At 74.2% G+C, this 26,004-nt stretch carries 25 protein-coding genes and 2 pseudogenes; 17 read left to right on the top strand and 10 right to left on the bottom strand.

Going from position 1 to position 26,004, the window contains the following annotated elements:
* A pseudogene (locus AB0N76_RS33495) lies at positions 1–548 on the top strand (hypothetical protein); the annotation flags it as partial.
* Between the two features lie 7 nt (positions 549–555).
* On the opposite strand, the gene AB0N76_RS33490 reads toward AB0N76_RS33495, so the two are convergent.
* Positions 556–1,422, bottom strand: a complete 867-nt coding sequence (locus AB0N76_RS33490) for an ATP-binding cassette domain-containing protein (RefSeq protein WP_363563703.1) — start codon at positions 1,420–1,422, stop codon at positions 556–558.
* 258 nt (positions 1,423–1,680) lie between these two features.
* Here AB0N76_RS33490 and AB0N76_RS33485 point away from each other — a divergent pair, with 258 nt between their 5' ends.
* Positions 1,681–3,831, top strand: coding sequence for an AMP-binding protein (locus tag AB0N76_RS33485; protein WP_363563701.1), 2,151 nt, complete (start codon positions 1,681–1,683; stop codon positions 3,829–3,831).
* A gap of 16 nt (positions 3,832–3,847) precedes the next feature.
* Here the strand turns inward: AB0N76_RS33485 and AB0N76_RS33480 are convergent, their stop codons facing one another.
* Both AB0N76_RS33480 and AB0N76_RS33475 read right to left on the bottom strand, forming a co-directional pair.
* Positions 3,848–5,203 carry a hypothetical protein gene (locus AB0N76_RS33480; RefSeq protein ID WP_363563699.1) on the bottom strand — a complete coding sequence of 452 codons (1,356 nt, stop codon included), beginning with the start codon at positions 5,201–5,203 and terminating at the stop codon, positions 3,848–3,850.
* A 52-nt stretch (positions 5,204–5,255) separates the two neighbouring features.
* Positions 5,256–5,699: a GNAT family N-acetyltransferase gene (locus AB0N76_RS33475; RefSeq protein WP_363563697.1), complete on the bottom strand. Its 444-nt coding sequence runs from the start codon at positions 5,697–5,699 to the stop codon at positions 5,256–5,258.
* 168 nt (positions 5,700–5,867) lie between these two features.
* Here AB0N76_RS33475 and AB0N76_RS33470 point away from each other — a divergent pair, with 168 nt between their 5' ends.
* Positions 5,868–7,463 carry a M4 family metallopeptidase gene (locus tag AB0N76_RS33470; protein WP_363563695.1) on the top strand — a complete coding sequence of 532 codons (1,596 nt, stop codon included), beginning with the start codon at positions 5,868–5,870 and terminating at the stop codon, positions 7,461–7,463.
* 74 nt (positions 7,464–7,537) lie between these two features.
* Here AB0N76_RS33470 and AB0N76_RS33465 read toward each other — a convergent pair whose 3' ends face one another.
* Positions 7,538–8,497, bottom strand: a complete 960-nt coding sequence (locus AB0N76_RS33465) for a D-2-hydroxyacid dehydrogenase family protein (protein ID WP_363563693.1) — start codon at positions 8,495–8,497, stop codon at positions 7,538–7,540.
* Between the two features lie 125 nt (positions 8,498–8,622).
* Between AB0N76_RS33465 and AB0N76_RS33460 the strand changes: the two genes are divergently transcribed.
* The 4 genes from AB0N76_RS33460 to AB0N76_RS33445 all read left to right on the top strand — a co-directional run bounded on the left by AB0N76_RS33460 (position 8,623) and on the right by AB0N76_RS33445 (position 11,831).
* Complete coding sequence (locus AB0N76_RS33460; RefSeq protein ID WP_363563691.1) at positions 8,623–9,420, top strand: response regulator transcription factor; 798 nt, start codon at positions 8,623–8,625, stop codon at positions 9,418–9,420.
* Positions 9,417–10,946 carry a HAMP domain-containing sensor histidine kinase gene (locus AB0N76_RS33455; RefSeq protein WP_363563689.1) on the top strand — a complete coding sequence of 510 codons (1,530 nt, stop codon included), beginning with the start codon at positions 9,417–9,419 and terminating at the stop codon, positions 10,944–10,946. The genes AB0N76_RS33460 and AB0N76_RS33455 overlap by 4 nt, the downstream gene beginning before the upstream one ends.
* A gap of 169 nt (positions 10,947–11,115) precedes the next feature.
* Complete coding sequence (locus tag AB0N76_RS33450) at positions 11,116–11,598, top strand: hypothetical protein (RefSeq protein ID WP_363563687.1); 483 nt, start codon at positions 11,116–11,118, stop codon at positions 11,596–11,598.
* Entirely contained in the window at positions 11,595–11,831 is a 237-nt protein-coding gene (locus AB0N76_RS33445) for a hypothetical protein (RefSeq protein WP_363563685.1), read from the top strand. The genes AB0N76_RS33450 and AB0N76_RS33445 overlap by 4 nt, the downstream gene beginning before the upstream one ends.
* A 132-nt stretch (positions 11,832–11,963) precedes the next feature.
* Here AB0N76_RS33445 and AB0N76_RS33440 read toward each other — a convergent pair whose 3' ends face one another.
* Both AB0N76_RS33440 and AB0N76_RS33435 read right to left on the bottom strand, forming a co-directional pair.
* Positions 11,964–13,460 (bottom strand): glycerophosphodiester phosphodiesterase family protein, encoded by a 1,497-nt coding sequence (locus tag AB0N76_RS33440; RefSeq protein WP_363563683.1) that lies wholly within the window; start codon positions 13,458–13,460, stop codon positions 11,964–11,966.
* A gap of 62 nt (positions 13,461–13,522) precedes the next feature.
* Complete coding sequence (locus tag AB0N76_RS33435; protein ID WP_363563681.1) at positions 13,523–14,095, bottom strand: TetR/AcrR family transcriptional regulator; 573 nt, start codon at positions 14,093–14,095, stop codon at positions 13,523–13,525.
* A gap of 106 nt (positions 14,096–14,201) precedes the next feature.
* Here AB0N76_RS33435 and AB0N76_RS33430 point away from each other — a divergent pair, with 106 nt between their 5' ends.
* From AB0N76_RS33430 to AB0N76_RS33400, 7 genes are all read left to right on the top strand, one after another.
* On the top strand, positions 14,202–14,510 hold the full coding sequence (locus AB0N76_RS33430) for a hypothetical protein (RefSeq protein WP_363563679.1): 309 nt from the start codon (positions 14,202–14,204) through the stop codon (positions 14,508–14,510).
* A 428-nt stretch (positions 14,511–14,938) separates the two neighbouring features.
* On the top strand, positions 14,939–15,790 hold the full coding sequence (locus AB0N76_RS33425; RefSeq protein ID WP_363563677.1) for a hypothetical protein: 852 nt from the start codon (positions 14,939–14,941) through the stop codon (positions 15,788–15,790).
* A 525-nt stretch (positions 15,791–16,315) separates the two neighbouring features.
* Positions 16,316–17,017, top strand: a complete 702-nt coding sequence (locus tag AB0N76_RS33420) for a hypothetical protein (protein WP_363563675.1) — start codon at positions 16,316–16,318, stop codon at positions 17,015–17,017.
* A gap of 93 nt (positions 17,018–17,110) precedes the next feature.
* The gene (locus tag AB0N76_RS33415; protein WP_363563673.1) at positions 17,111–17,350 is read left to right on the top strand and encodes a hypothetical protein; all 240 of its coding nucleotides are present in this window, start codon (positions 17,111–17,113) and stop codon (positions 17,348–17,350) included.
* Positions 17,351–17,554: 204 nt separating this feature from the next.
* Positions 17,555–18,208 (top strand): TetR family transcriptional regulator, encoded by a 654-nt coding sequence (locus AB0N76_RS33410; protein ID WP_363563671.1) that lies wholly within the window; start codon positions 17,555–17,557, stop codon positions 18,206–18,208.
* A gap of 168 nt (positions 18,209–18,376) precedes the next feature.
* On the top strand, positions 18,377–20,047 hold the full coding sequence (locus tag AB0N76_RS33405) for an SDR family oxidoreductase (RefSeq protein ID WP_363563669.1): 1,671 nt from the start codon (positions 18,377–18,379) through the stop codon (positions 20,045–20,047).
* A gap of 319 nt (positions 20,048–20,366) precedes the next feature.
* Positions 20,367–20,759, top strand: coding sequence for a hypothetical protein (locus AB0N76_RS33400; protein WP_363563667.1), 393 nt, complete (start codon positions 20,367–20,369; stop codon positions 20,757–20,759).
* A gap of 118 nt (positions 20,760–20,877) precedes the next feature.
* On the opposite strand, the gene AB0N76_RS33395 is transcribed toward AB0N76_RS33400, so the two are convergent.
* Positions 20,878–21,339, bottom strand: a complete 462-nt coding sequence (locus tag AB0N76_RS33395; protein ID WP_363563665.1) for a helix-turn-helix domain-containing protein — start codon at positions 21,337–21,339, stop codon at positions 20,878–20,880.
* 107 nt (positions 21,340–21,446) lie between these two features.
* Here AB0N76_RS33395 and AB0N76_RS33390 point away from each other — a divergent pair, with 107 nt between their 5' ends.
* Positions 21,447–22,313 (top strand): alpha/beta hydrolase, encoded by an 867-nt coding sequence (locus AB0N76_RS33390; protein WP_363563663.1) that lies wholly within the window; start codon positions 21,447–21,449, stop codon positions 22,311–22,313.
* A 91-nt stretch (positions 22,314–22,404) separates the two neighbouring features.
* On the opposite strand, the gene AB0N76_RS33385 is transcribed toward AB0N76_RS33390, so the two are convergent.
* Positions 22,405–23,406: a YafY family protein gene (locus AB0N76_RS33385; protein WP_363563661.1), complete on the bottom strand. Its 1,002-nt coding sequence runs from the start codon at positions 23,404–23,406 to the stop codon at positions 22,405–22,407.
* Positions 23,407–23,500: 94 nt separating this feature from the next.
* Between AB0N76_RS33385 and AB0N76_RS33380 the strand changes: the two genes are divergently transcribed.
* The gene (locus AB0N76_RS33380) at positions 23,501–23,899 is read left to right on the top strand and encodes a VOC family protein (protein ID WP_363563659.1); all 399 of its coding nucleotides are present in this window, start codon (positions 23,501–23,503) and stop codon (positions 23,897–23,899) included.
* A 71-nt stretch (positions 23,900–23,970) separates the two neighbouring features.
* Here the strand turns inward: AB0N76_RS33380 and AB0N76_RS33375 are convergent, their stop codons facing one another.
* Positions 23,971–24,627, bottom strand: coding sequence for a class I SAM-dependent methyltransferase (locus tag AB0N76_RS33375; RefSeq protein ID WP_363563657.1), 657 nt, complete (start codon positions 24,625–24,627; stop codon positions 23,971–23,973).
* 155 nt (positions 24,628–24,782) lie between these two features.
* The gene (locus tag AB0N76_RS33370) at positions 24,783–25,022 is read right to left on the bottom strand and encodes a hypothetical protein (RefSeq protein ID WP_363563655.1); all 240 of its coding nucleotides are present in this window, start codon (positions 25,020–25,022) and stop codon (positions 24,783–24,785) included.
* 491 nt (positions 25,023–25,513) lie between these two features.
* Between AB0N76_RS33370 and AB0N76_RS33365 the strand changes: the two are divergent.
* A pseudogene (locus AB0N76_RS33365) lies at positions 25,514–26,004 on the top strand (hypothetical protein); the annotation flags it as partial.

Genomic DNA, 26,004 nt, shown 5'->3' with positions numbered 1-26,004 from the left:
GCCGGGGCTTCCAAGCCCCGGCCCACCCCCGTCCACAGCAGCAGAACAGGATGAGGAATCAGAGGAATCAGATGAGGATGATGAAATTCCTCCCGGTGTGCCTGGCGTCCGTCCTGGCCTTGGGCGGCTGCGCTCTGGTCGAGTCGGACCCGTGTGGTGACCGGGACGAGATCACGGCGGCGGCTGCTTCGCTCGACCTGCTGGCCGGGGTGCCGAGTGGGGCCTCGGAGCTCAGGAGGCTTTCCGGTTGTGACGACGACGGGGACGGGTGGTCCTATCTGGAAGTCCACTTCGGCTATTCCGGCCCGAGCGCCGCTGTTCGTGACCACTACCGAGCGCTGGCGGGTTCGAACGGCTGGCGGGAGGTGGACGACCCCTCGCTCAAGGGTCCGCTCGGCGATGTCGAGTTCAAGAAGCGGGTCGACGGCAGGTGGATGGTGGTGACCGTGCGGTTCATGCCGGCGGGGGGAGCCGCCGTGGACGCGAACTTCACCGTGGCCGCGGGCGCCCTGCCGGACGGGAGCGACCCGTACGCGAACCTCGGGTAGCCGGGGGTCAGGGCGTCGGGTTGCGGCGGGTGGTGGCGGTGCGGGCGGTCCAGCGGCCCTCGTGGCGGGTGATCCGGATCGGGTGGCCGAAGGTCGCGGTGACCAGCTCGGTGGTCATCACCTCGGCGACCGGGCCGGCGGCGACCGTCTCGCCGTCGCGCAGCAGGAGCGCGTGGGTGGTGGACTCCGGCAGCTCCTCCAGGTGGTGGGTGACCAGCACGCTGGCCAGCTCGGGGTGCTGGTGGCGCAGCAGGTCCAGGCTGTCCAGCAGCAGTTCGCGGGCGGTCAGGTCGAGGCCGGTGGCCGGCTCGTCGAGCAGCAGCAGTCGCGGGCTGGGCATCAGCGCGCGGGCGATCAGCGCCCGGCCGCGTTCGCCCTGGGAGAGGGTGGTCCACGGGGACTCGGCGACCGCCGTCATGCCGAGCGTGTCGATCAGCCGCTCGGCCCGGTCGAGCTCCTCCGGGGCGGGCTTGCGGTGCAGGTCCGGCTCGATGGTGTTGGTCAGACCGGTGAGCACCACCTCGCGCACGGTCAGCGGCGAGCGCAGCGGGTGGCGCGGGTTGACGTGGCCGAGGTGGGCGCGCAGCTCGCGGATGTCGACCCGGCCGAGCCGGCGGCCGAGCACGTCGACCTCGCCCCGGGTGGGGTGGGAGACGGCGCCGAGCAGGGCGAGCAGGGTGGACTTGCCGGCGCCGTTGGGGCCGAGCAGCGCCCAGTGCTCGCCGGGGTGGATGGCGAGGTCGATGCCGCGCAGCAGGTGGCGTCCGTCGCGGACCACGGCGACGTCCCGGGTGCGCAGCAGGGGCGCGACGGCTTCGGCGACGGGTTCGGCGGCGGCGGGTCCGGGGGTGACGGGGGTGCTGGGCGTGGTCATGCGGTGCGGGCCTCCGAGGTCTGCCGACGGTCCGGGCCGGCCCCGACCGTCCGCGTGCAGAGTACAACCGTCGGCCCGGGCGGCGGGTCCGGTGTCCACCTCGCGGACACCGCCCCCGGTCGGGCGGTTCGGCCGTTCCGCCTTTCCCGCAGGGAAGTTGGCGGGAGGATGGGGGGAACCGCGGGGCCCGCTGCCGGTGTCCCCGTGGCCAGGACGGTGCGACCTGTGCGACGTGTGCGACCTGGAGGGGGAATCGCCGTGGCGGGAACGAACGAGCCGGTCGAGGTCGGTACGGGGCGGGCCGGGACGCTGCCCGGGCGGTTCGAGGAGCACGCCCGGCGGGCGCCGGACGCGGTCGCCGTCCGGTGCGCCGGGCGGCAGCTGACCTACGGTGAACTGGACGCCCGGGCCGACCGGCTGGCCCGGTACCTGGCGGACCGCGGCCTCGGCCCCGGCGGCCGGGCGGCGGTCGCGTTCGGCCGCGGCACCGAGGTGTACGTCGCCCTGCTCGCCGTGCTGAAGACCGGCGCCGCGTACCTGCCGCTCGAACCGGGCGCGCCCGACCCGCTGCTGCGGCACCTGCTCGGCGAGGCCGAGCCGGCCCTGGTGGTCACCGAGGAGAACCACCGGATCCGGTTGACCGACGCCGGCGCCCGGGCGGTGGTCTGCGTGGACTCGGCGGCCGCCGAGATCGCCGCCCTGCCCGCCGGACCGCCCCCCGTCGCCCTCGGCCCGGAGGACGCCGCGGTGGTGTTCACCACCTCGGGCACCACCGGCGCGCCCCGCTGTCCGGTGGTCGAGCACCGCAACCTGCTGGCCGTCCACCGCGGTTGGCTGAAGGCGTACGGCATCTCCCCCGCCGACCGGGTGCTGAGCACGGCGAGCCTGGAGTTCGACGTGTTCACCGCCGACTGGGTGCGGGCGCTGTGCTCCGGCGCCACGCTGGTGGTCGCCCCGCGCAACCTCACCCTGGACCGCGGCGCCGACATCGCCGAACTGCCCGCGCTGGTCGCCGTCGAGCGGATCAGCGTGCTGGAGCTGAACGTCCGCACCGCGCGCCGGCTGGCCGCGCACCTCGCCGAGCGCGCCGACGCGCGGGGCGCGGCACTGCCCGGCGTCCGGCTGCTCACCGTGGGCGCCGAGAAGTGGTGGCTGGACGAGCACCTGGCGCTGCAGCGGCTGCTCGGCCGCGCCACCCGGGTGGTCAATGTGTACGGGCTGGCCGAGGCCGCCGTGGACAGCGCGTACTTCGAGGTCCGGGGCGTCGACGAGGTGCCGGGCAGCGACTCGCTGTCGGTGATCGGCGTGCCGTTCGCCGGGGCGCGGGTCTATGTGCTCGGCCCGGACGGCGCCCGCGTCCCGGACGGGACGGTCGGCGAGATCGCGCTCGCCGGGCCCGGCCTCGGCCGGGGCTACCTCAACCGGCCCGGGGAGAGCGACCGACGGTTCGTCCGGGCGGCCTTCGACCCGGACGGGCGGGTGCTGCTCACCGGCGACCTCGGGCGGTTCGACCGGCACGGCACGCTGGAGTTCGTCGCCCGCGCGGAGGGCGTGGTCGGGCCGGGCGTCACTCCGGCAGCCGACGTGACCCGGCGGGTGCTGCGGGCCGTCGCCGCGGAGGCCCGGCTGCGCGCGCACCCCGGGGTGCGGGAGGCGGCCGTCGTCGAGGTGGAGGTGGCGCCCCGCCGGCGCGAGCTGGTCGGGTACGCGGTGACCGTGCCGGGCGCGGCGGACACCGACGGCTGGTCGCTCACCGCCCACCTCGTCGGCCGGCTGCCCGCGGGTGAGGCGCCCGCCGCCGTGGTGCCGCTGCCCGAACTGCCGCGCACCCGGGCCGGCAAGCTCGACCGGGGCGCGCTGCCGCTGCCCGCGCCCGCCGGCCACACCGCCCCGCGCCGGGCGCGCGGCGGCAAGGGGTACGGCGGCAAGGGCGCCGGCCGGCGGCCGGGCGACCCGGACCGCGACGGTGCCGCCGCGTGGGGCTGCGGCGCGGCGGCGCTGGCGGTGCCGTTCGCGGTCGCCGCCTGGATGCTCACCCAGCTGCTCTGGCCGGGCTCGACGGACGTCTCGCTGGTGCCCTCCCCGTACGACGCCTTCTTCCGTGTCCTCTACCTGTTCGAGTGGGCGTCGTTCGGCCTGGGGATGGCCTGGCTGTTCGTCGGCGCCGCGGTGATCGGCCGGCTGGGGCGGCCGATCGGGCTCTCGGTCGCCGCCCATCTGTCGGTGTTCTGGCTGCTGGCCGCCTGGTGGCCGCAGGACAACCTGTACCGGACCGTCGACCGGTCGGTGTGGTCCAACGAGGTGTGGTTGGTCTACGTCTTCAACATCGCCCTGATGGTCGCGGCCGGGGTCGTGGTGCGGTTCCTGGCCTGGCGCCCGACGGACCCGCGGCAGCCGAAGGGCGTCTGATCCGGGGCAGCGGAGCTCAGCGCAGCGCCTCGAACATCCGGCCCAGCGCGTGGTGGGCCGCCCCGAGCAGGGCCTCCGCGGCGTCCAGCGCCTCCACCCCGCGGGCGGCGAGCGCCAGACCGACGGCCGGCTCCGGCTCGTAGCCGGCCGTCACGATCAGCGGCAGCAGCGTCACCCCCAGCCGGGCGCACTGCGGGCGCAGCCGCTCCAGGTGCCCGAACAGCGCCTCCTGGGAGAGCCGGGCGCCGAGCGGCATCGCGTCCAGGGTGCGGACCAGGTGACCGGGGCCGCGCACCTCGTCCAGCCGGTGGCGCAGCACGAAGGCGACCGCCGGTCCGGTGAGCCGGAGGTTGGCCTCGGTCGGGGCCAGCCGGCGCTCCCGGTCGGTGACGAAGTCGACGTCGTACCAGCCGCGGTGGCCGGCCGCGGCCAGCCGCTCCCCCACCGCGAGCCCGAAGCGTTCGGCGGTGGCGGCGGCGCCGGGCGGCACCACGCCCGGACCGACCGTCACGCCCTGGTAGCGGGTGCCGTCCACGGCCATCTCGCCGACGCCGACCGGGTGCACCCGCCCGTCCGGGCCGATCACCGCGTCGAAGGTGAGGTCGCGCAGGCGGCCGGAGCGGGCCGGACCGGCGTCCACGTACTCCTCCAGCAGCAGTTCGCCGCCGGGCGGCAGGACGTCGTCGCGGACCAGGCGGCGCAGCAGCGCCCGCGCGCCGCCGGCCGTGAACACCTCCTGCGGGGTGATCACGGCGGTGCCGTGCCCGCCCACTCCGTGCGGGGCCTTCAGGACGGTGGTCAGCCCGCGGGCGGCTCGGCCGGTCAGTCGGCGGGCGGCCCGGCGCGGGCCGTCGGCGGGTTCCTGCCGGGGCACCCGGACGCCTGGGTGGTCCGGGGCGAGCGCGGCGAACAGTCCGTGCGCGGCGGCCTTGGACTCGTACCGGCGCACCGCGGCGAGTTCCGGTCCCTCGCCCTGGGCGGCGGTGCGGCCCCAGAACAGCACCGGTTCGGGGCCGTTCGCGAGCCGGGCGGCCAGCGCGGGGCGGGCGGCGAGTGCCCGGGCCACCGTGCCGCCGGGGGCGACGCCGCTGTGCAGTTCGACCGGGCCCCAGGCCAGTTCGCGGGCCAGCCAGTCGATCCAGCACCGGTCGACCTCGGCGGGCAGCACCAGGGCGGCCGGGTCTGGGCTGTAGCCGACGGCCAGGCCGGCGTAGTGGTGCGCCTGGCGGATGCGGCGCTCGCGGCGCTCGACGCGGGACGCGTCGCGGGACTCATGGCGGGACTCGTCGAGGAACTGGTCGTTGAAGTCGGCCACATTGCCGACGTGCACGGCCCGCCGTCCGCCGGTCCAGGCCCCCACCCATCCGTCCATCCCGCGAGGGTACGGCACCGGCCGACGGACGGGTGGGCGGTTCGGCAGGCCGTCAGAGGGCGAGCAGGCCGGCGTCGGTACCGCGGAAGCCGCAGGCGTCCAGGTAGTAGGCCCGCAGGTGCGGTTCGAAGTCGACGTGCAGCCAGTCGCAGCCCGCCGCGCGGGCGCCGTCGGCGGCCGCGGCCACCAGGCGGGTGCCGATGCCGCGCCGGTGGGCGGCGGGCGAGACGGCGGTGTCGAGCAGGAAGGCGTGGGTGCCGCCGTCCCAGGCGACGTTGACGAAGCCGAGCAGCGGACCGTCCGGGGCCGGGCGGGCGCAGACCCAGCCGAGGCTGTGCCGCTCCACCCGGGCGCGCCAGGGCACCGGCGCGACGGCGGCCGGGTCGGCCGCGGTGGCCCCGGAGCCGAAGGCGGCGGCGTGCAGGGCGGTGAGTTCGGGGTCGGTGAAGTCGCCCCGCCAGAGCAGCTGGAGGACCGGGGAGTGGTTGGCCGTCATGCCACGAGCGTAAACAGACAACTCATAACCGATCACTTTTGATCAGTACAGGACACGAATTGGCAAAGATCTGACGCTCGCTCTAGCTCCGGATGACCGCTCACCGTCAATCTCATCGCAGCTCTCATCCCTGCACCCCACGTGCAGCAACCCCCGACTGGAGTCAGAGTGAGCCCCTCCTCCTCTTCCCGGCGCTTCCTCACGGCCGGCGCCATAGCGGCCACCGCCGCCCTCGTCGCCGCGACCGTCACCGCCGGCACCGCGTCCGCCGCCCCCACCGGCCGTGACGCCGCGATCGCCCAGGCGCGCGCCAACGTCACCAAGAACGCCGCGGTCTTCGGCTTCGCCGACGGCCAGGACCTGGTGGTCAAGGACGTCGTGCTGGACGCCGACGGCACCCAGCACGTCCGCTTCGACCGCACCTACCTCGGCCTGCCCGTGGTCGGCGGCGACCTGGTGGTCCACCAGGACTCCCGCGGCCGGCTCAAGGACTCCTCCCGCGCCGCCGCCCACGACGCCGCCGTGCGCACCATCGTCCCCAAGGTGCCCGCCCAGCTCACCGCCGGCCGCGCGCTGGCGGCCGCCCCCGGCATCGGCAACGCCAGCAGCAGCCCCGAGCTGGTCGTCTGGGCCGCCGACGGCACCCCCCGCCTCGCCTGGCGCACCACCGTCCAGGGCACCGGCGACCACGGCCAGCCGGCCGGGCGCGTCGTCGTCACCGACGCCGACAGCGGTGCGCAGATCGAGGCCTACGACTCCGAGCACCAGGCCAGCGGCACCGGCCACTCCGAGTACACCGGCGACATCACCATCGACACCACCGCGCAGAGCGGCGGCGGCTACGCGCTGATCGACCCGCTGCGCGGCCACATCACCAAGGACGCCCACAACGTCTCCGCCAACTCGCTCAACGCGAGCTCCGGCACCCTCTACACCGACGCCGACAACGTCTGGGGCGACGGCAAGAAGTTCTCCACCGACCGCGCCACCGCCGCCGTCGACGCCCACGCCAACACCGCCTGGACGTACGACTACTACAAGAACACCTTCGGCCGCAGCGGCATCAAGAACGACGGCAAGGGCGCCACCGTGTTCGTCCACGTCGGCACCAACTGGGACAACGCCCAGTGGTCCGACAGCTGCTTCTGCATGATGACCGGCGACGGCGACGGCACCACCGACCCCGAGCAGGTCGACCTCGACACCATGGGCCACGAGATGACCCACGGCGTCACCAGCGCCACCGCCAACCTGCGCTACAGCGGCGAGTCCGGCGGCCTCAACGAGGCCACCTCGGACATCTTCGGCACCATGGTCGAGTGGTACGCCAACAACGCCGTGGACAAGGGCGACTACCTGTTCAGCGACCAGTCCACCCCGCCGTGGCTGCGCCGCTTCGACAAGCCCTCCCTGGACGGCCGCTCCGCCGACTGCTGGACCAGCAAGGTCGGCCAGCTCGACGTCCACAACTCCTCGGGCGTCGGCAACCACTGGTTCTACCTCGCGAGCGAGGGCAGCGGTGCCAAGACCGTCAACGGCGTCGCCTACAACAGCCCGACCTGCAACGGCTCCACCGTCACCGGCATCGGCAACCAGAAGATCGCCAAGATCTGGTACCGGGCGCTGACCGTCTACATGACCTCCACCACGAACTACAAGGGCGCCCGCACCGCGTCCCTGAACGCCGCCAAGGACCTGTACGGCCTCAACAGCACCGAGTACAAGGCGGTCGCCGCCGCCTGGAGCGCGGTCTCGGTCTCCTGACGTCCGCCGATGTGATCCGGCCCGTCACCCTGCGGTGGGGTGACGGGCCGGACCCGTCCGCTCGGTCCGAGGCCTCAGCCCAGGACGCGGACCGGCGTGCCGGCCAGGAAGGCGGCGATGTCCTCCACCGCGTCGCCGTAGTACCGGCGGTAGTTCTCCTGCGACACGTACCCCAGGTGCGGGGTGGCCAGCAGCCCGGGCGCGGTCCGCACCGGGTGGTCGGCCGGCAACGGCTCCTCGTCGAACACGTCCAGCGCCGCCCCGGCGATCCGCCCCTCGGCGAGCGCGGCCAGCAGGGCGTCCTGGTCGACGATCGCCGCCCGCGAGGTGTTCACCAGATAGGCGCCCGGCTTCATCAGCGCCAGCTCGGGCGCGCCGAGCAGCCCGCGGGTGCGGTCGCCGAGCACCAGGTGGACCGAGACGAAGTCGCTCCCGCCCAGCAGCTCAGCCAGCGACCCGGCCCGGGCCACGCCCACCTCGGCGGCCCGCTCCTCGGTCAGGTTGCGGCTCCACGCCACCACCTCCATCCCGAACGCGAGCCCCACCCGGGCCACCCGCTCGCCGATCTTCCCCAGGCCGAGCAGCCCCAGCCGGCGCCCCGCCAGGTCCGCGCCCACCGTGCTCTGCCACGGGCCGCCGGACCGCAGCGCCGCGTTCTCCGTCACCAGCCCGCGGGCCAGCCCCAGCAGCAGCGCCCAGGTCAGCTCCACCGGCGGCGTCGACGCGCTGCCCGTCCCGCAGACGGTCACCCCGTGCGCACGGGCCGCGGCGTAGTCGATCACCGAGTTGCGCATGCCCGAGGCCACCAGCAGCCGCAGCCGCGGCAGCCGTTCGAACACCTCCGCCGGGAACGGCACCCGCTCCCGCAGCGTCACGACGATGTCGAAGTCGGCCACCGCCTCGACCAGTTCCGCCGGCGACCCGAAGTGCTCGCGGAACGCCACCACCTCCACCCGGTCGGCCACCCCCGACCAGTCCGCCATCGTGGTGGCAACACCCTGGAAGTCGTCGAGCACAGCGCAGCGAAGTGTCATGCCCGGCACTCTCCCAGACCCCCGCCGGTCGGCCCGCACCCGCCCCCCGCCGGCGGTAAGCACCCTCGGGGGCGGTCCGGTGCGCGGGTGTGAGAGGGTCGGCGCCCGGATGCGAGGAGGTACCGATGCAGGGAAGCGGTGCCGGGGCCGTCGGCGGCTCCGGCCACGGGACGGGGCCAGTACCGGGAACGGTGCCGGGGCCGCGGCCGGGGACGGGGACGGCCGGCCGGGTCCTGGTGGTGGACGACGACGCGGCGATCCGGCGGGTACTGGAGCGCGGCCTGCGCCTCAGCGGCTTCACGGTGGCGCTCGCCGGCGACGGGGAGACGGCACTCGCCCGCACCCGCGCCGACGCGCCGGACGTCCTGGTCCTCGATGTGTCGATGCCCGGCGGTCCCAGCGGCGTCGAGGTCTGCCGCACCCTGCGCGCCCACGGCGACGACGTCCCCGTCCTGATGCTCTCCGCCCTCGACGAGGCCGCCGACCGGGTCGCCGGGCTCCAGGCCGGCGCCGACGACTACCTGGTCAAACCGTTCGCCCTGGAGGAACTGGTGCTGCGGCTGCGGGCCCTGCTGCGCCGCCGCCCGCCGCAACCGGTCGACCGGCTGGTGGCCGGACCGCTCAGCATCGACCCCGGCACCCGCCAGGCCCACCTCGACGGCGAGGAACTCGGCCTCACCCGCCGGGAGTTCGAACTGCTCACCCAGTTCGCCCGGAACGCCGGCCTGGTGCTCTCCCGCGAGCTGCTGCTGGAACGCGTCTGGGGCTACGACTTCGAGGTGCGCAGCGACGCCGTCGACACCTTCGTCAGCTACCTGCGGCGCAAGACCGAGGCCGGCGGGCGGCCCCGGCTGATCCACACCGTGCGCGGCGTCGGCTTCGTCCTGCGGCTGCCCGGCGGCACCGGGCCGGGTCCGCGATGAGGCTCTCCACCCGGATCGCGCTCTGGTCCGCCGTCGTGGTGCCGCTGCTCGTGGTGCTCGCCGGGCTGCTGCTCCTGCCGCTGGTCGGCCGGGACCTGCGGCACCAACAGGACGCCCGCCTGGAGGACCGCGCGACCGCCCTGCTGCCGAACGCCCGGGCGCTGGTGGCCGCCGACAGCCGGGGCCGTCCCAAGGCCGAGCAGAACCAGCAGCGCAAGGTCGTGGACGCCGCCCTCGACCTCGGCGTGCGGGTGGCGGGGGCGGACGGCACGGTCCTGCTGTCGGTCGGTCCGCAGCCCGACGGTCCCGGGGTGCTCCCGGCCGGTCCGGCCGGCCCGGGTAGCCCGGGCGGACCGGTCACGGTGCGGGAGCACGGCAGTGCCTGGCGGGTCCTCACCGTGGCCGTCGGTGGTGGTACTGGGGCTGGGGCTGGTAGCGGCGGCGGTACCGGTGTGCTCTGGGTGCTCACGCCCACCGGGCCGGCGGAGCGCCAGACGGCCGCGGTGCGGCGGCGCGTGCTGCTCGTGGCGCTGGTGTCGGCGCCGGTGTCCGCGCTGATCGCCTTCGCGCTGGCCGAACGGGCCACCGCCCCGCTGCGCCGCCTCAGCCGGCGCGCCGCGCTGCTGGACCCGGCGGCCACGGCCCCGGCGGGTGGTGCGACCTCCGCGGGTGGGCCGGGTCGGCCTGGCTTCGTCCCCGAGCGGACCGGGACCGCCGAGGTAGACGAGCTCTCCGCGGCCCTCGCCCTGCTGCTGACCCGGTACGACGAGCAGGCCCGCCGCACCACCCGAGCCCTGGACACCGCCCGCGCGTTCTCCGCCGACGCCTCGCACGAGCTGCGCACCCCGCTGATGAGCCTGCGGACCAACCTCGACGTCCTGGCCGCCCACCCCGACCTGTCGGCCGTCGACCGGGCGGAGATCGTGGCCGAGCTCCGGGACGACCACACCCGGCTGCTCGACCTGCTCACCGCACTGAGCGCGCTGGCCCGCGGCGACCTCGTCCAGGTGGACGCGTTCCAGCCGGTGGACCTCGCCGAACTCGTCGACACCGCGGCCGCCGAGGCCCGGCGACGTCACCCGGAGGCTGCCTTCACCGTGGACGCCCCGGAGGAGCTGCGGGTGTTCGGCTGGGAGTCGGGGCTGCGGATCATGCTGGCCAACCTGCTCGGCAACGCCGCCGTGCACGGCCGCGCCGACGGGGCCGCGGCGCGCGTCACCGTACGGCTCGGCGCCGAGGGCCGGGCGGTCCGGCTCACCGTGGACGACGCGGGCCCCGGCATCCGGCCGGAGGAGCGGGAGGCGGTGTTCCAGCGGTTCCGCCGGCGGCGGGACAGCCCCGGCTCGGGCCTCGGGCTCACCCTGGTCGCCCAGCAGGCCGCCCTGCACCGGGGCACAGTCGCCGTCACCACGCCGCCGGACGGCACCGGGTGCCGGGTGGAGGTGACGCTGCCGCTCCCCCGCCCGGACGCGCCGACCGTCGAGCTGCCGGCCCGTCGGGACTGGATCGCGGCGCGGAGCGGCTGAGCGGTCCCGGCTCCGCGTCCGCCCCACGCCCGTCCGTCCCGTTCCCGTTCCCGTTCCCGTTCCACAGGGATTCCACAAGAAGCCGTCCTACTCTCCTGCCGACCACCCTGGTGCGTCCGGTCCCGTGACCGGCCACCGCACCGGGCCCGCGCCGTCGGAAGGACGTCCCATGCCCGCAGCCAACCGCCACTCCGCCGGACGCCGGGCCGCCGCGCTCGGCGCGCTGGCCCTGACCGGCTCGCTGCTGGTCGCCGCGCCCGCCGAGGCCGCCGAGGCCGGCGGCGGCAAGGGCTCGCCGTCGGGTGCCCCGACCGCCGCCTCGACCCCGAAGAGCGACGGGGCCAAGGGCATCTGCAAGCGGCTGCCCAAGACCGAGGAGCGCATCGGCAAGGCGCTGGAGCGGCTCAACGGCAACGCCACCGTCGTCGGTTCCGTCGCCCGCCTGGAACAGCGGGTCGCGGACGCCAAGGCCGCCGGCCACACCGAGATCGAGACCTACCTGAACGGCCGGCTGACCTCCCGCAAGGCGCTGGTCACCACCCTCCAGGCGCGGCAGAAGGACCTCAAGTCCGTGTCGACCTGGTGCGCCGCCCACGACCAGGGGGCCGGCGGCGGCAACGGCTCCGGGTCCGGGTCCGGGTCCGGCAAGTGAGCCGCCGACCCGTCGCGGTACTCGCGGCCCTCCTCCTCGCCGGAACCGCGCTGCTCACCGCCTGCGGCCCGGTCGGCGACCACGGGAGCGGCGCCGGGAGCCGACCGGACGCCTCCATCGGCGCCGCCTCCGACGCGGACAGCGCGCAGTCGGCCGACCTCCAGCAGAAGCTGGACGCCGCCGAGGCCGCCGCCGCCCAGGCGGACGCCGACACGGCGGCCGACAACGGTTGACGAGACCGGCTGACGAGACCGGCGGGCGGGAGCGCTGCGGTGGGTCGGCCCGGTCGTGGGGCCGGGCCGGCCCACCGTCGGCCGTCGGTGATCCGCCGCGCCGGCCGTGCCGTGCCGCGCCCAGGAGACCCCTTACTGCCGGGCCGAGAGCCAACCGGCGAGCTCGGCGGGGCGGTTGGTGATGACGCCGTCGACCCCGGCCGCGTCCAGTGCCTTCCAGCGGTCGGCGGTGTCCACGGTCCAGACGTTGACCGCGACACCCGCCGCGTGCAGGGCGCCGACCACCTCCGGGCGGGTCGACAGGGCCGCGTCGGACGGGTTGTAGGCGGACAGGCCCAGGTCGCGGGCGACCGCCACCGGGTCCGTGTCGAGCGAACCGCGCAGCAGGCCGAGCGGCAGGTCGGGGGCCAGTTCGCGGGTGTAGCGCAGGGCGTCGACCTCGAAGCTCTGGACGAAGACCCGGCCGGTCATGCCGTGGTCGCGGACGTCCTTGACGATCCGGGCCACCTCGTCGCGGGTGTGCGGGCCCTTGATCTCCAGCAGCAGGCTGCCGCCGCGGGTGCGCAGGTCGTCCAGCTGGGCGGCCAGGCTCGGCACCCGGGCACCGGCGCTGGCCGGGCCGAACCAGGCGCCGGCGTCCAGCGCGTCCAGCTGGGCGGCGGTCAGGTCGCGGATCCGGCCCTGGCCGTTGGTGGTGCGGTTCACGGTGTCGTCGTGCAGCACGTACGGGACGCCGTCCCGGCTCGGCTGGACGTCGTTCTCGATCCACTCGGCACCGGCCCGCCGGGCCACCTCGTCGGAGAGGAGGGTGTTCTCCGGGGCGGCGGAGGAGGCGCCGCGGTGGGCGAACACCGTGAGCGGCGCGCCGGGCCCGCGGCGGAAGGCGCCCGGCGCGAGCGCGGTGACCTTGAGGTCGTCGAAGGACACCCGCGCGCCGTTGACGATCAGCGCCTGCCCGCCGTCCGCGCTGCGGGCGACCTGGCTGGTGCGCATGACCTCCTTGCCCTCGAAGATCCAGCGCGCGGAGTTGCCGTGCACCTCGACGGCGATCCGCACGTCGCGGCCGGTGCCGGCGGCGGCCGGGGCGACGGCGGTGTTGGTGACGGACCAGCTGTCGGCGGGGGTGCGCTGCGCGAACTCCAGGCCGTTGCCGGCGGTGGTGCCGGACCGCATGGTGGCGATCGACCACGGGGTGACGCCGCTCGCGGGGACGTCCAGGCCGAGCGCCGTCCAGCGGGCGGCGTCGACGACGGTCTCGAACCGGGCGGTGACCTCGATCCGGAAGTCGGTGAGGTGGCGTCCGAAGGTGATCCGGGTCTGCTGGTTCCAGTTGGCGGAGGCGCCGACCAGCCGGCCGTTCTCGACCTTCCAGTCCCCCTCGACGGCGGACCAGCCGGCGGGCAGGCCGGGCCCGCCGAAGCTCTCGTCGACCAGGACGTCACCGGGCGCCGGTGCGGCGACGGGCGCGTACGGGGCGGCGGGCGCCGGGGCTTGCGGCGCGGCGTCCGGGGTCGTCAGCGCGACGGTGGTGACGCCCAGGGCGGAGGCGAGCAGGGCGGCGACCACACCGCTGCGGCCGCCGCCGCGAGCGTTCCGCCGCCCGGCGCGGGAGAGGTGACTCTGTGTCATGTGCGGCACGCTAGGGGATGGCGCCCCGATTCCGGAAACCGTTTCCCGCCCCCAGCCCCGGGTCAACCCTCACTCGGAAGGGCGGAGAGCAGGGCGGCAGCGGCCCGGTCGAAGGGCGCGATGCTGCCCGCCGCGCGACAGAGGACATGGGCGCCTTCGAGCGTGACGACCATCAGGGTGGCCAGCTCGGCGGCCCGGGACGGACTCATCCCGGCCCGCGCGAGCTTGCCGGTGAGCTCGTCGACCCAGCCGGCGAACCCCTCGGCCGCGACGGCGAGCAGACCACCCTGGTCGGTGATGGCCGCACCGCCGTCGACGGTGACCGCCGCGACCGCGCACCCACCACCCCCGGCGGACGCCTCCACCACGGGCCGGACGTTGCCCAGGAACGTCTCCAGCACCTCGCGCGGCGAGCCGTCCGGCAGTTCGCCCAGGTGCCCGCGGACGTCCTCGGCATTGCGGCGGGCGGCTTCGAGCGCGAGTTGCTGCTTGCCGCCCGGGAAGTGGTGATAGATCGCCCCGCGCGCGGCCCCGCTCTCGGCCAGGACCTCGGTGAACGACATCGCGGCCAGCCCGTGGCGCTGCAGCAGCCCGATCGCCGCGCCGATCATGCGGGCCTTCGTGTCCGCCGCCATTGCAAACCCCCCTTGACTAGTACGCGCATCCTACTCCAAGCTCAAGCCACTAGGACGCACGTACTAGTGACGCGGGCCGGACCGGCCCCGAAGCAGGAGGTTCGTGATGGGCAAGACCTTCCTCTACACCGAGATCCAGGCAGCTGTACCGTTCGACCAGTTCGACTGGCAGCAGGTCAACGCGGCCCTGAAGACCGCGCCGGGCCTGATCCGCAAGACGTGGCTGTCCGGCATCGGCACCCACACCATCGGCGGCTTCTACGAGTTCGACAGCGCCGAGAACGCCCTCGCCTTCGCCCAGGGCCCCTTCGCCGAAGAAGCCCGCCGCGCCGGCTCCCCGGCAACGACCCGCCTGTTCGACGGCGAGATCGTCCGAGCTGCCAGCCTCGACCTCGACTCCCCCTACTACACCTGACCCCACCGGCAACCGCCCCGCCCCCCCCGCGAGGGCGGGGCGGCCCCGGCACCCAGAGGCTTCCCGATGCTTCACCACTCTGGACGCCCAGACCCTCGCGCCACCCACCCCGGGCGGGACGTTCGAGAACGCCGCCGTCACGATCGCCCCCGTCGGTGCACCCCAGTCACTCCGGCAGCCCGCCGCCCCACGCCGACATACAACCGAGCCCCAAAGCGGGGACAACGTGCCATCCTCTGCCAACCAGCCCCAACTCCTCGCCAGTAACGGTGTGAGCCAGCTGTTTCGCTGGTCTCTCGAGTGCCAGGTGGATTCACCCCCGTGTGGAGTCTCCCGATAGAGCGGGCCGCGGTCCCGGCACCCGTGATGGTGGCGGTTGTGCGGGCGCCGAATGGACGCCTTCCACCGACCAGGCTTCAAATGCCTCGGTGAAGATCAGCGCCATCCGGCATCCTCGCAGCAGCGCAGCCGAATCCGCGGTGGCCTTCAGCAGCGTGTTTAATCGCCGGATGATCGACTGGTCTACTCTGCACGATGCCTACGGCGCGGCGGCTGCGGTACCCCGACTTCTGGAACGGGCAGCCGATCGCGACCAGGACGCGATCGACAGGCTCTGGGGGCGCCTGTGCCATCAGGGGACGATCTCCTCGGCTAGCATTTCCGCGTTACCGCGACTGGCGGACATCGCCGAGACCACCGCCTCCGGAGACTGGGCGCTCGACCTGGCCGGCGCCATAGCGGGCGGCCTGCTCCAAAACCACCACGGTGCCGACGATGAGGTGGCCCGCCAGGAGCCGACGCTGGCACGGCTACGGGATCTGGCCGCCGCGCGCCTGGCACCCGGTCAGGACCGTCGAACCTATCTCCGCTTGCTGCAGGCGATACTCGCCTTTGATCGCCAACCCCTCTGGTTCGAGGCCCTGGATGACTTCTCCGACTCCTTCTACACAGTCACCTGCCCGCATTGCCGCGCAGCCGTAACGATCGTGATCGGCGACTACGGCTGCTACTCCTCAGTCCGGGACTGGGATCTGGGAGATGTCCATCGGATTCCGCTGCAGCCGGCCACGGCAGACGCGCTGACTGGCGTCGGAAGGATGCTGTATGGGCTGGCAGAACGGGACGAGCAGACGAGGTTCGCCTGGGGCCTTACACACCTGTTCGGCCGAGCGGAGTGCCCGAGTTGCGGAAGCCTCTTTGGCATCGCCTCGGAGTACGAGGCCGCGAACGCACCCACCTTGTGGGACTTCACCAGTCCTCACACCACCGACACCTCCTGATCGCCAGCGAGGCTTCGAACGCCAAGCCCACACCCACAGCCCAGGATCTGACGGCTTGGCACCGTGGGGTGTCCGGACTGGCATTCCTGCCGCCGCGCCCCCGTGCTCACCAAGCTCCGCCTTTTGGACAGCTCTTTCGCCTCCACCCGGCTGCCCTCCGGGGGCACCGACAGTGCAGCGAACCTGCTCTGGTCCGCTGGCTTCATCGGCCAGGCCAGACGCCCGATACAGATGCGGATGCGGATGCCGAGCGGGCCCCGACAACTCGATGCAGCGGCGATTCCCTGCCGCCCCGGCGAATCTCATTGCCGGTCCACGCGGAAGAATGACCGCCAGCAGGTCGGCCGGTCGACCCAGGGAGGCCAGCGGGAGTGGGCGAGATGTCGAGTGGCGGAGCCGAGGTCATCGAGGCCTTGGGCGTGGCGGCCGGGGAACGGCTGCGGGCGGGGGCAACGCCGGCCGCGGTCTGCGGCGAACTCGCCGCGCGGACGCGGTGGTGGTGGGACGCGGTGGTGGTGGGACGCGGTGCTGGCCGTCGGTCAGGCACTGGGCATCCCGGAGTCGGACGTGCGGCACCGGATCCACGGTGATCCGGAGCGGATGCAGCGCGAGTTCCGCCTGGGCGAGGAGGAGCTGTACGGCGAACTCATGGAATCGCTCGGTGTGTTCGATGCCCCCAAGCAGCTCGACGGGACGGAGCTGCTGATCGCGAAACACTTGCGGACCGCGTGGGGTGCCATGGGCGGTATGGGAAGCGGTCATGCCCTGGGCCTATCGCGCTGGTTCGTCACGGGCGAGTTGGCCAGCGTGTTCCGCTCACTCGCACGCAGTGGTCCGCGGGCCGCCCGCGGACGGCCCGCGGACTTCTGGGAAGCCCTCGTGAGTGCGGGGGAACTCCTCGAACCGGCGGACCGAGACGAGCATGGGAGCGTGGCCGAGGCTCTTGCAGCAGCGGGCGCACCTGGCCCGCTGCACCCACTGAGGGAGCGGACGGGGCTACTCGATGCCCACACCTCTTCGCCTATCGGCAGCGCCAGCAGCGCTCCCACCGTCGCCGAGGCCGCTCCGAGAAAGGTCGTGATCAGCGCCCCACTGCCATGCCAGCATGCCCTGCCCGGTAGAGCCGGCGACAGCCACGAGGTCGCATCCACAGGTTCGAACCCGGTCGGTGATCGCCTGGTCAGGGCCCAGGAGCTCTCCGGCCGAACACGGCTGGGGATGCCGTAGCGTGCTCCCGTGCATGAGATATTCCGGTCGCTCCCCTGGCCCTTCGAGAACGCAGAGTTTCCCCCGAACCTCGGGGCCGTCGTTCAATGGACGGTGGCGAACGGAGACCTTCCGGCGCTGTTCGTCGGGCACACCGAGGACAACGCCTGGCTCGTCGGCGATGGCGTGAACGACCCGAACCTCGCCGGTGCTTGCGCGGCCATGTGCATCTGGGCCGCGATCGAGCACGAGCCGGGCATCCGGGAGCTGGCCGACCTGCCGGTCGGCTGGGCCGCCGAGCGGAACGCGCCCGGCGCTCCGTGGCACCGCTCGCCCTTCCGGTTCGCGGATTAGCCCTCTCCGAGGCGTTGGCCTTCTTCTACGGCTCCTCCTCGAAGCCTGACGGCCGTCCGCCTCGCGGTCCTTCGCGCAAGCGGGCGGGCTCGCTGGTGACCTTCTCCGGAACGTCTGGCGCCTGAGGTGGGCGCGCGGCCCGGTGGCTGTGGGGCGGGAGGTAAGGCTTCGACAAAATATGCAGACCGGTCTACTGTTTTCTGCATGGGAGTCAAAGGCGAGGAGACCCGCGCCCGGCTGATTGCCGGCACGCGGAGCCTGATCGAAGCACACGGCTACTTCGGGACCGGCCTCAACCAGGTCGTGGCGGAGAGTGGCGCGCCACGCGGGTCGCTCTACTTCCACTTCCCCGAAGGCAAGGACCAGTTGGTCGCCGCCGCGCTGATCCAGGCCGGTCAGGAGATCGAGGAGCTGCTCGCCGTACTGACCCGCGAGGGTGCCGACACGGCGACCGTGGTCACCGGGCTGGCCCAGGCCTTCGCCGAGCGTCTCGCGCAGTCCGGGTACACCAAGGGCTGCCCGATCGCCACCGTCGGCCTGGAGGTCTCGGGCAGCAACGAGACCCTGCGTCAGGTGTGCGCCGAGGTGTACGCGAGCTGGCAGCGGGTGCTCGCCGAGCGGCTGACCGCGGAGGGCTTCGAGGCCGCCGAGGCGGACGTCGCCGCCGGCCAGGCGCTCGCCCTGCTGGAGGGCGCGGTGCTGCTGGCCCAGGTGCGCCGCTCCGTCGAACCGCTGAACGACGCGACCCACGCGGTGCGCCACCTGATCGGGGCGAAGGCCCTCGGGTCGGGTGCGGGCGCCGCCGGGAAGGCGGCGCGCGGCGTCAAGGCGAACCGGGTGGCGCAGCCCGCTGGCTGACGGACCACACACGGGCGGGCGCCCCTTCGGTGCCCGCCCATCGGTTCGCCGATAAAATATGCAGACCGGTCTACTTATTCTTCCTCCACCTCACACTCATGCCCAGAAAATATGCAGACCGGTCTACTTAATTAGGCAGACCGGTCTACAGAGAAGGAGCTGAACCTCGTGACCACTCCTCCGAACCCGCCGCGCACCCTGGTCCTGGGGGCCACCGGGTTCCTCGGCCGCTGGCTGGTCCTCGAACTCCTCGGCCGGGGCGAACCGGTGGCCGCCGCGGTCCGCCCCGGCGGCAGCCAGAGCGGCGCCCAGAACACCGGCCCGCGCGATCGGGAGCTGCGCCATTGGCTGCGCGCGCACGGTGTGGACGACCGCCCGCTCACCACCGTCGCCGCCGACCTCACCCGCCCCGGCCTCGGCCTGACGCCGGAGGACGACGCCCGCCTCGCCGAGGTCCGCGACGTCCACAACCTCGCCGCGCGCTACCGGTTCGGCCTCGACCGCGCCGAGGCGCACGCCGCCAACGTCGACGGCGCGCTCACCGCGCTGCACTGGGCCGCGACCCGGCCGGAGCTGCGCCGGCTGGTGCACCTCTCCGGCTACCGGGTCGGCCGGGACACCGCGCCCCGCCACCCCCTCCCGCCCGCCGAGACCGACGCCCTGTACGCCGAGCTCGGCGCGTACGAGGCGTCCAAGCAACTCGGCGACGCCGCCGTCCGGGTCACCGCCGCCCGGCTCGGCGTGCCGCTCAGCACGGTCAACCCCAGTAGCGTGATCGGCCATTCGGTCACCGGCGAGGCCGGGCAGTACCTGGGCCTGGCCGAGCTCGTCCGACAACTCTGGTCGGGCCGGCTGCCGTTGCTGCCGGGCACGGCCCGCACCTTCCTGCCGGTGGTGGCGGTCGACCACTTGGCCCGGTTCCTCGCCGCCGTACCGGAGTTCGACGACGGACCGGCACACTCCCACACCGTGCTCGACCCCGCCACGCCACCGCTGCCCGAACTGATCGCACTCGTCGCCGAGCACCTGGGCGTTCCCGCGCCCCGGGGCCGGGTGCCGGTCGGACTGGTGCGGCGGCTGCCCCGCGCCCTCACCGGCGCCGATCCGGAGACCCTCACCTTCCTCACCGAGGACACCTACGACACGACGTCCGCCGACCGGCTCGCCGAGGCCGCCGGGCTCCGGCACCCACCGGTGGCGGAGCTGCTGCGCCGCTGGGCGACCCGCCTGGTCGCCGACGGGTTCGGCGCCGACGAGCCCGCGGGCGACGTGCCCGATGACGTCCAATCAGCGTCCATGGAAGGTGAGTTCACCGAGCTCGCGGGTGTCCGCACCTTTCTGCGCGGGGAGCGTCACGAACCCCGGCACGTGCTGCTCCTCGGACCGGACGCGGACACCGTCGCCTGGCGGCAGGCCACCTCCGGCCTCACTGGACCGGCGCTCGCCGCGGATCTGCCGGGTTGCGGGCGTTCGGCCGGTGCCGCCGCACACGACGAGGAGTGGCTCGCCGCCCTGCTCGAACCGGTCCGCTCACGACCCGTCCTGGTGACCCACCAGGCCACGGCGGCACCGGCGTTGCGGTACGCGGCCGCCCACCCGGACCGGATCGCGGGCCTGCTCCTGATCGCACCCCCCGCCGATACCCCCAACGGCCGCAGCCCGGCGCCCACTCCCCCGGGCCACCGCCCGGGCGCGGCCCGGCGCGCGGCCCGCCGCCTCCGGGAGGCTCGGCGCCCCGCGCGGCGCAGGGAGTTGGCCCGCCTGACGGCCGACTGCCCGGTTCCCGTCGAGGTGATCACCGCGACGCTCCCGACGCGACGGTCCAGCGCGACGCCGTGACCGGACGGTCCGGCGAGACGGGCGCCCCGCACACCTCCCCGACGGTAGCGCCGCGGCCCTGAAGCCTCGCCGGACCGGCACTGCGGAACGGTCTCCGGAGCCGTTCAGCGCACAGAATCAGCAGCCAATCCGACTATTAGCCCGGTGGAACTCAGCCATTCGGCCGCTCGGGTCGCTCACCGTCCCCCTCGACGACGGGCGCGGATCGTTCGGGTACGCATCAGCCGCGATGCAGGAAGTCGCCCTGACCCAGGGAGCCCCCTCCATCGAGAGCAGCCGAAGCCAAACCCCAACACCCCTGGAGGCCAGCATGGCCCGCATGAAGCACCTCGCCCTGACCACCCTCACCATCGCCGGGATCCTGGCCGGGAGCGCCGCGGCCGCCGTCGCCGACGACACGCCCGTCGCGAAGCCGGCCGAGAAGCCGCCCGTCTCCGTCCCCAACAACCCGGCTCTCCTGAACTCGTCGCTGCTCGCCGCGCACACCCAGGTCGTCGGCGACTGGGTCGTCGTGCACGCGGGCGGCAACGGGTTCGCCACCGTCACCTGTCCGTCCGGGCAGGTACCCACCGGCGGTGGCGGCCAGACCAGCGCCTTCAAGATCTTCTTCACCGACTCCTACGCCAACGGCAGCGCCTGGGTCGTGCGCGGCACCAACACCAACACCGTGGACGAGTCCATCCGCGCGACCGCCGTCTGCACGACCCCCTGACCCGGGAACCGAGCGCCCCCGGCCCGCACTCCGGGCCGGGGGCGCTCCCGCTTTCCGGCGAACGAGCGCCCGCAGAACGAGAGCCCGGAAGGCGAGAGCCCGGAAGGCGAGGGCCGGGTCAGCGCGGCCGGGCCACCGCGCCCGGCGCGAGGTGGCGGGCGAGGGTGGCCAGGGCGGCGGTGACGGCGTCGAGCACGGCCGGGTCCGGAGCGGAGCCGTCCGGGGCGGCGAGCGCGGCGGCGAGGGCGTCGTCGATCGTCGCGGCCCGGACCTCGGCGACGCGGGCGGACGGGGTCGCGGCGGGGTGGACGAGTCGGCGGCGGCGGTCGGCGGGGTCGGGCGCGGTGTCGACCGAACCCGCTTCCGTCAGCCGGGCCACGGCGGTGGAGACCTGACTCTGCGGCAGGCCGGTGCGGGCGGCGATCTCGCCTACCGTCGTCCCGGGATTGGCGACGATGTCGCCGAGCGTGACCAGCACCGAGCGGACCGAGCCGCGCGACCCCGACTCCGGTTCGGGCATGGCCTGCTCGCCGATCTTCATGAGGGTGCGCCCGAGGAGGAAGAGTTCGACTCCGTTCATGGTCGCCAGAATACATCTCCATGGATGCATCTATCTTGATGTATCTATTTCGATGCTCTATGGTCGTCCCATCAGCTCCGAGAGCACGGAACCGAGGGGGACCAACCATGACCACGACCACCGCCACCGCCGGCAGCGCGCTCGCCGTCCCGGGTGCCACGCTCCACTACCGGGTCGAGGGCGCCGGGCCCGTCCTGCTGCTCGCCCAGAGCGGCGAGGGCGACGCGGACCGCACCGTCGACCTCGTCCCTCGGCTCACCGACACCTTCACCGTCGTCACCTACGACCGCCGCGGGCTGTCCCGCAGCACGCTCGACGACCCCGCCCGCCCCGTCACCATGGCCGACCATGCCGACGACGTGGCGCTGCTGCTCGCCGAGGTGACGGGGGAGGTCGGAGCCGCCGGGCCGGTGCTGATGGCCGGGTTCAGCATGGGCGCCGCGATCGGCCTCCAGGTGGTGAACCGCCACCCGGGGCTGCTGGGCACGTTGATCGCGCACGAGCCCGTGCTGCCGAACCTGCTGCCCCCGGCGGACCGCGCCGAGCACATCGGCGAACTGCTGGCCATCCAGGCGGCCCACGCCACCGGCGGAGCGGCCGCCGCCTTCCCCGCGATCGCCCGGCACCTCGGCATCGACCCCGCCCACGACCGGACCGAGGACGGGCTCACCCCGCAGCCGCTGACTCCCCGGCGGCTGGCCAACTTCGACCACTTCATCGGGACGGAGTTCACCGCGATCACCACCGACCGGCTCACCCCGGCCGAGCTCGCGGCCGCCGCGGCCCGCTCAGGCACCCGCATCCTCCCGGCCACGGGCCGGACCACCCGGCCGACCGTGCACACCTACCGCTGCGCCCTCGCCCTGGCCGAACTGCTCGGCACGGCACCGGTCGGGTTCCCCGGCGGCCACAACGGGAACACCGCCTTCCCCCGGGCCACCGCGCGGACCTTGAAGTCCCTCCTCGGCACCTGAGCCACACGGTCGGCGTGGACCCGACGTGTGCGGATCGGAGACCAAGTGGGCTTGGGAATCCGCAGCGGGGTTCTCGCCGTGGGCAGCGACGTCAGGCTCGGCGGGCAGAGGCGGCGAGCCGGTCGGCGAGCGCGATGACGAGGTCTCGGAGTTCGTCCGGTCGCTCGATGACGAACGGCCGGTCGAGCGAGGCGAGGACGGGAGGCAGCCAGTCGAGCCGCTCCGCCCTCAGTTCGACGTGGAGCCAACGCTCGGCATGCGGGTCCGTTCCTTCCGCGGGTGCGGGCTCCTCCACGGTCGCGACGCTTGCGGGGAGCCGGGTGCGGATCTGTTCGACCGTCCCATGGATTCGCAGGGTCACTTCGTACCGGTACGCGGCCTCGGCGAGCCCTGACAGGACGCGCTGTGCCGGGTCGAGACCAGCGGGCGGCTCGAACGAGCCCGGCAGCGTCCTCGCGTCCGCGATGCGATCGAGCCGGAAGGTCCGGTCCTGGCCGATCTCGGGATCGGTGCCCGTGACGTACCACCGGCCCGTGTGGGTGACGATCCCATACGGGTGGAACGCGCGTTCGCTCCGTCGGCCGTCCCGGGTGGTGTACCTGATCGAGATCGGACGGCGATGGCGTACCGCATCGGCGACGGTGAGCAGGACCCCTGTCTCCGGGGTGGCCGACACGGCGGGGGGAGCCGTGAAGGCGAGGGATTCCATGACGGCGTCGAGCCGGCGGGCCAGACGCTCGGGCAGTGCCCGGCGGATCTTGGCCGCCGCGGTCTCGCCTGCGGTATCGGTCGCGGTCTCGGTCGCGGTCAGCAACCCCGTCCTGCGGCCGGCGACGAGGCCGAGCAGCACGGCGAGTGCCTCGTCGTCGTTGAGCATGAGCGGAGGCAGGCGGTACCCGGGGGCGAGGCGGTACCCGCCGTAGCGGCCACGGACCGCCTCGACGGGGATGTCGAGGTCGACCAGGTGGTCCACGTACCGCCGCACGGTGCGCCCGTCGACGCCGAGCCGGTCGGCGAGTTCGGCCACCGTTCTGATGCCGCCCGACTGCAGGAGTTCCAGGAGGGTGAGCACACGGCTGGTGGGTCGGGCCATGTCCACGAGCCTAGCCTCGATACCGGACCGATTCTGTCCACTATTTGCTCTAGCGTCCGGGGTGCAACGGCTTCACCAACCCGAGGAGAGCACCATGGACTTCGTTTCGACCCGGATCATCACCGGCGACATCGCGCGCCTCGTCGACTTCTACGAGCGAGCCACCGGAGTGCGGGCGGACTGGTCCACCGAGGACTTCGCCGAACTGCAGACCGCCGGCGCGACCCTCGCGATCGGCAGCACCCGCACCGTGGCACTGTTCGCGCCCGGCTCCGCCCGTCCGGCCGACAACAACACCGTGATCATCGAATTCCTCGTCGCCGACGTGGACGGCGTGTACCGGAACCTGACCGGTTTCGTCGCCGACTTCGTGACCGAGCCCACCACGATGCCCTGGGGCAACCGCTCGCTCCTGCTCCGCGACCCCGACGGCAACCTCGTCAACTTCTTCACTCCTGTCACGCCGGAGGCCATCGAGAAGTTCGCTCGCTGACGACAGCGCGGCCACCCGGGCCGGAGCGACGGCGGCTCCGCCGGCTCACCGATGCGCCCGGCGGACCTCCGTCAGGCCGCCGTGGAATCGCTCGGGTTCCGTTCGAAGGCCAGGATCGTCCAGTGGACGCCCGAACGGCCGTGCAGGTCGGCGCGTTCGGCGTGCAGCAGGGGGCGCAGGCCGCGGTCCCGGGCGAGTTCGGCGGTCTCCTCGGGTGACACGTCGAACATCCGCCGCCCCGGTGGGACCGGGCCGTGGCGGAGGGTGAGGACGACGCGGCCGGCCGGGGCGAGCAGTGCGGCGAGCGCGTCCATCGCCAACGGCCGTTCGTCGGCGGTCAGGTGCATCCACACGGCGGTCAGCAGCAGCAGGTCGAAGCGGTCGCCCGCGGCCGTCAGCCGGGGCAGGCCGGGGAGCGCGTCGTCGACCCAGCGCACGCCGCTGCCGGTGTGCAGCCGTTCGCCGATCCGGCGCAGCTCGGCGGTCGGTTCGGCGGCCACCACGCGGTGGCCGAGTGCGGCCAGCGCGGCGGCGTCCCGGCCGCTGCCGGCGCCGACGTCGAGGACGTCCGCCGGGCCGGCCGGGAACAGGTGCAGGGCCTCGCGGTGGACCTCGGCGAAGGTCACGGCCTCGTACTGGGTGGCGAGTTGTTCCGCCGCCTCGGCGTAGCCGGTGGTGCTCGTCGGCTGCTCGTCCGTCCGTTGCTCGTCCGTCCGTGATCCGCGCATCCGCGTCCCCCTCCCCGTGATGTCCGGCGGCCACCCGTACGCGGTCCGCGTCAACCGGGACCGTCAATGAGCCGCGTCAACCCTACCCGGGCGGATGTCACGCCTCCGGTCACACCTGCGGTCGGGCCTCCGTCGGGCCTCCGCCAGACCTCTCGTCAGGCCTCGCCCGGGTGCCAGGCGGGCCACTCCCAGGGGCGGTCGGCCCAGTGGACGCGGGCCGGATCGTGCGGGTCGAGGTCGGGGAAGAGCTGGTGGATCCGCGGTTCCAGCTCCTCGGGGCCGAGTGGCTCCCAGCCGTGGCCCGCGAAGTGGACCAGGCGGTAGCGGCTGTCGGTGCGGAAGTCGGCGACCTCGACCAGGGGCTTCGCGGCGTCGGACGTGCTGGTGGTTTCCATGTCCCCAGCATGTGGCGGAGCCCCGGGGAGCGCACCCGGGGTACGGCAGGCAGCGTACGGGCGGAGTGACGGCGTGCCGGTGGGAGCCGGTCGGAACCCTCTTCCGAGTCATGTCCCGCCGTCGGCGCGCTCGTTGAGTACGGCGGGAACGGGCGTCGCGCGGCGGCGCCGTTCGGGCCCGGTTTCCGTACGACCCGGCGCGGCACGACGGCGCATCAGCGAGCACGACAGCCGCTGGGCGCCGCGGCCGGGCGCCGTGACCGGGCGACGACAGGAGGACGAGGGACATGAGCGGGCAATCGGCAGGTGGCGGGGCAGCGGCGGGTGGGGCATCCACGGGCGGGGCGGCGACGGGCGGGGCAGCCGCGGGCGGGGCGGGGCCGTCCGCCGGCGCGCAGTGGCAGTGGCCGGCGCAGGCCTGGCAGCCCCCGCCGGTACCGGCCCCGCCGCCCGCAGCGGCCGCAGCCACCACACCCGCCGCACCGGCCGCCATGGCGCCCTGGGAACCGGAGGCGCTCGCGGCCGCCGACGCGGCGGCCCGGCGGCGGCGGTGGACGTGGGGCGTGAGCGCGGCCGGGGTCGTCGCGGGGCTGGCGGCCGTGCTGGCGATGTGCGGACCCGGGTCCGGCAACGAGTCCTCGGGGGTCGTCGCCTTCCCGGGGCCCTCGGCGACCCCGCCGCTCTCGCCCTCCCCCGCCGTCTCGGCGACGCCCGGTCTGCTGCCGGTCCCGGCGCCGTCCCCGCTGCCACCGCCGACCAGCGGCGAGAACACCTCGCCGACGGCAACGGCCGCCGGCCCGAGCGAGCCCACCAGTGGTTCAAACGGTCCGGCGGGTTCGGCCGGCTCGGCTGCCGGGGAAGGTCCGCAGGCCGGTGGCGCATCCCCGGCGGACGGCGCCGACCACGGCGGCACGGCCCGTCCGAAGCCGAGCCGGTCCCCGCGCCCGGCGCCCACCCGTGCGGCGGGCGCCCCTGCCACCGC

The sequence above is a fragment of the Kitasatospora sp. NPDC093806 genome, from assembly GCF_040683335.1.
In the GTDB taxonomy this organism is placed as follows: Bacteria; Actinomycetota; Actinomycetes; order Streptomycetales; family Streptomycetaceae; genus Kitasatospora.
This window is presented reverse-complemented; position numbering and strand designations above follow the sequence as displayed.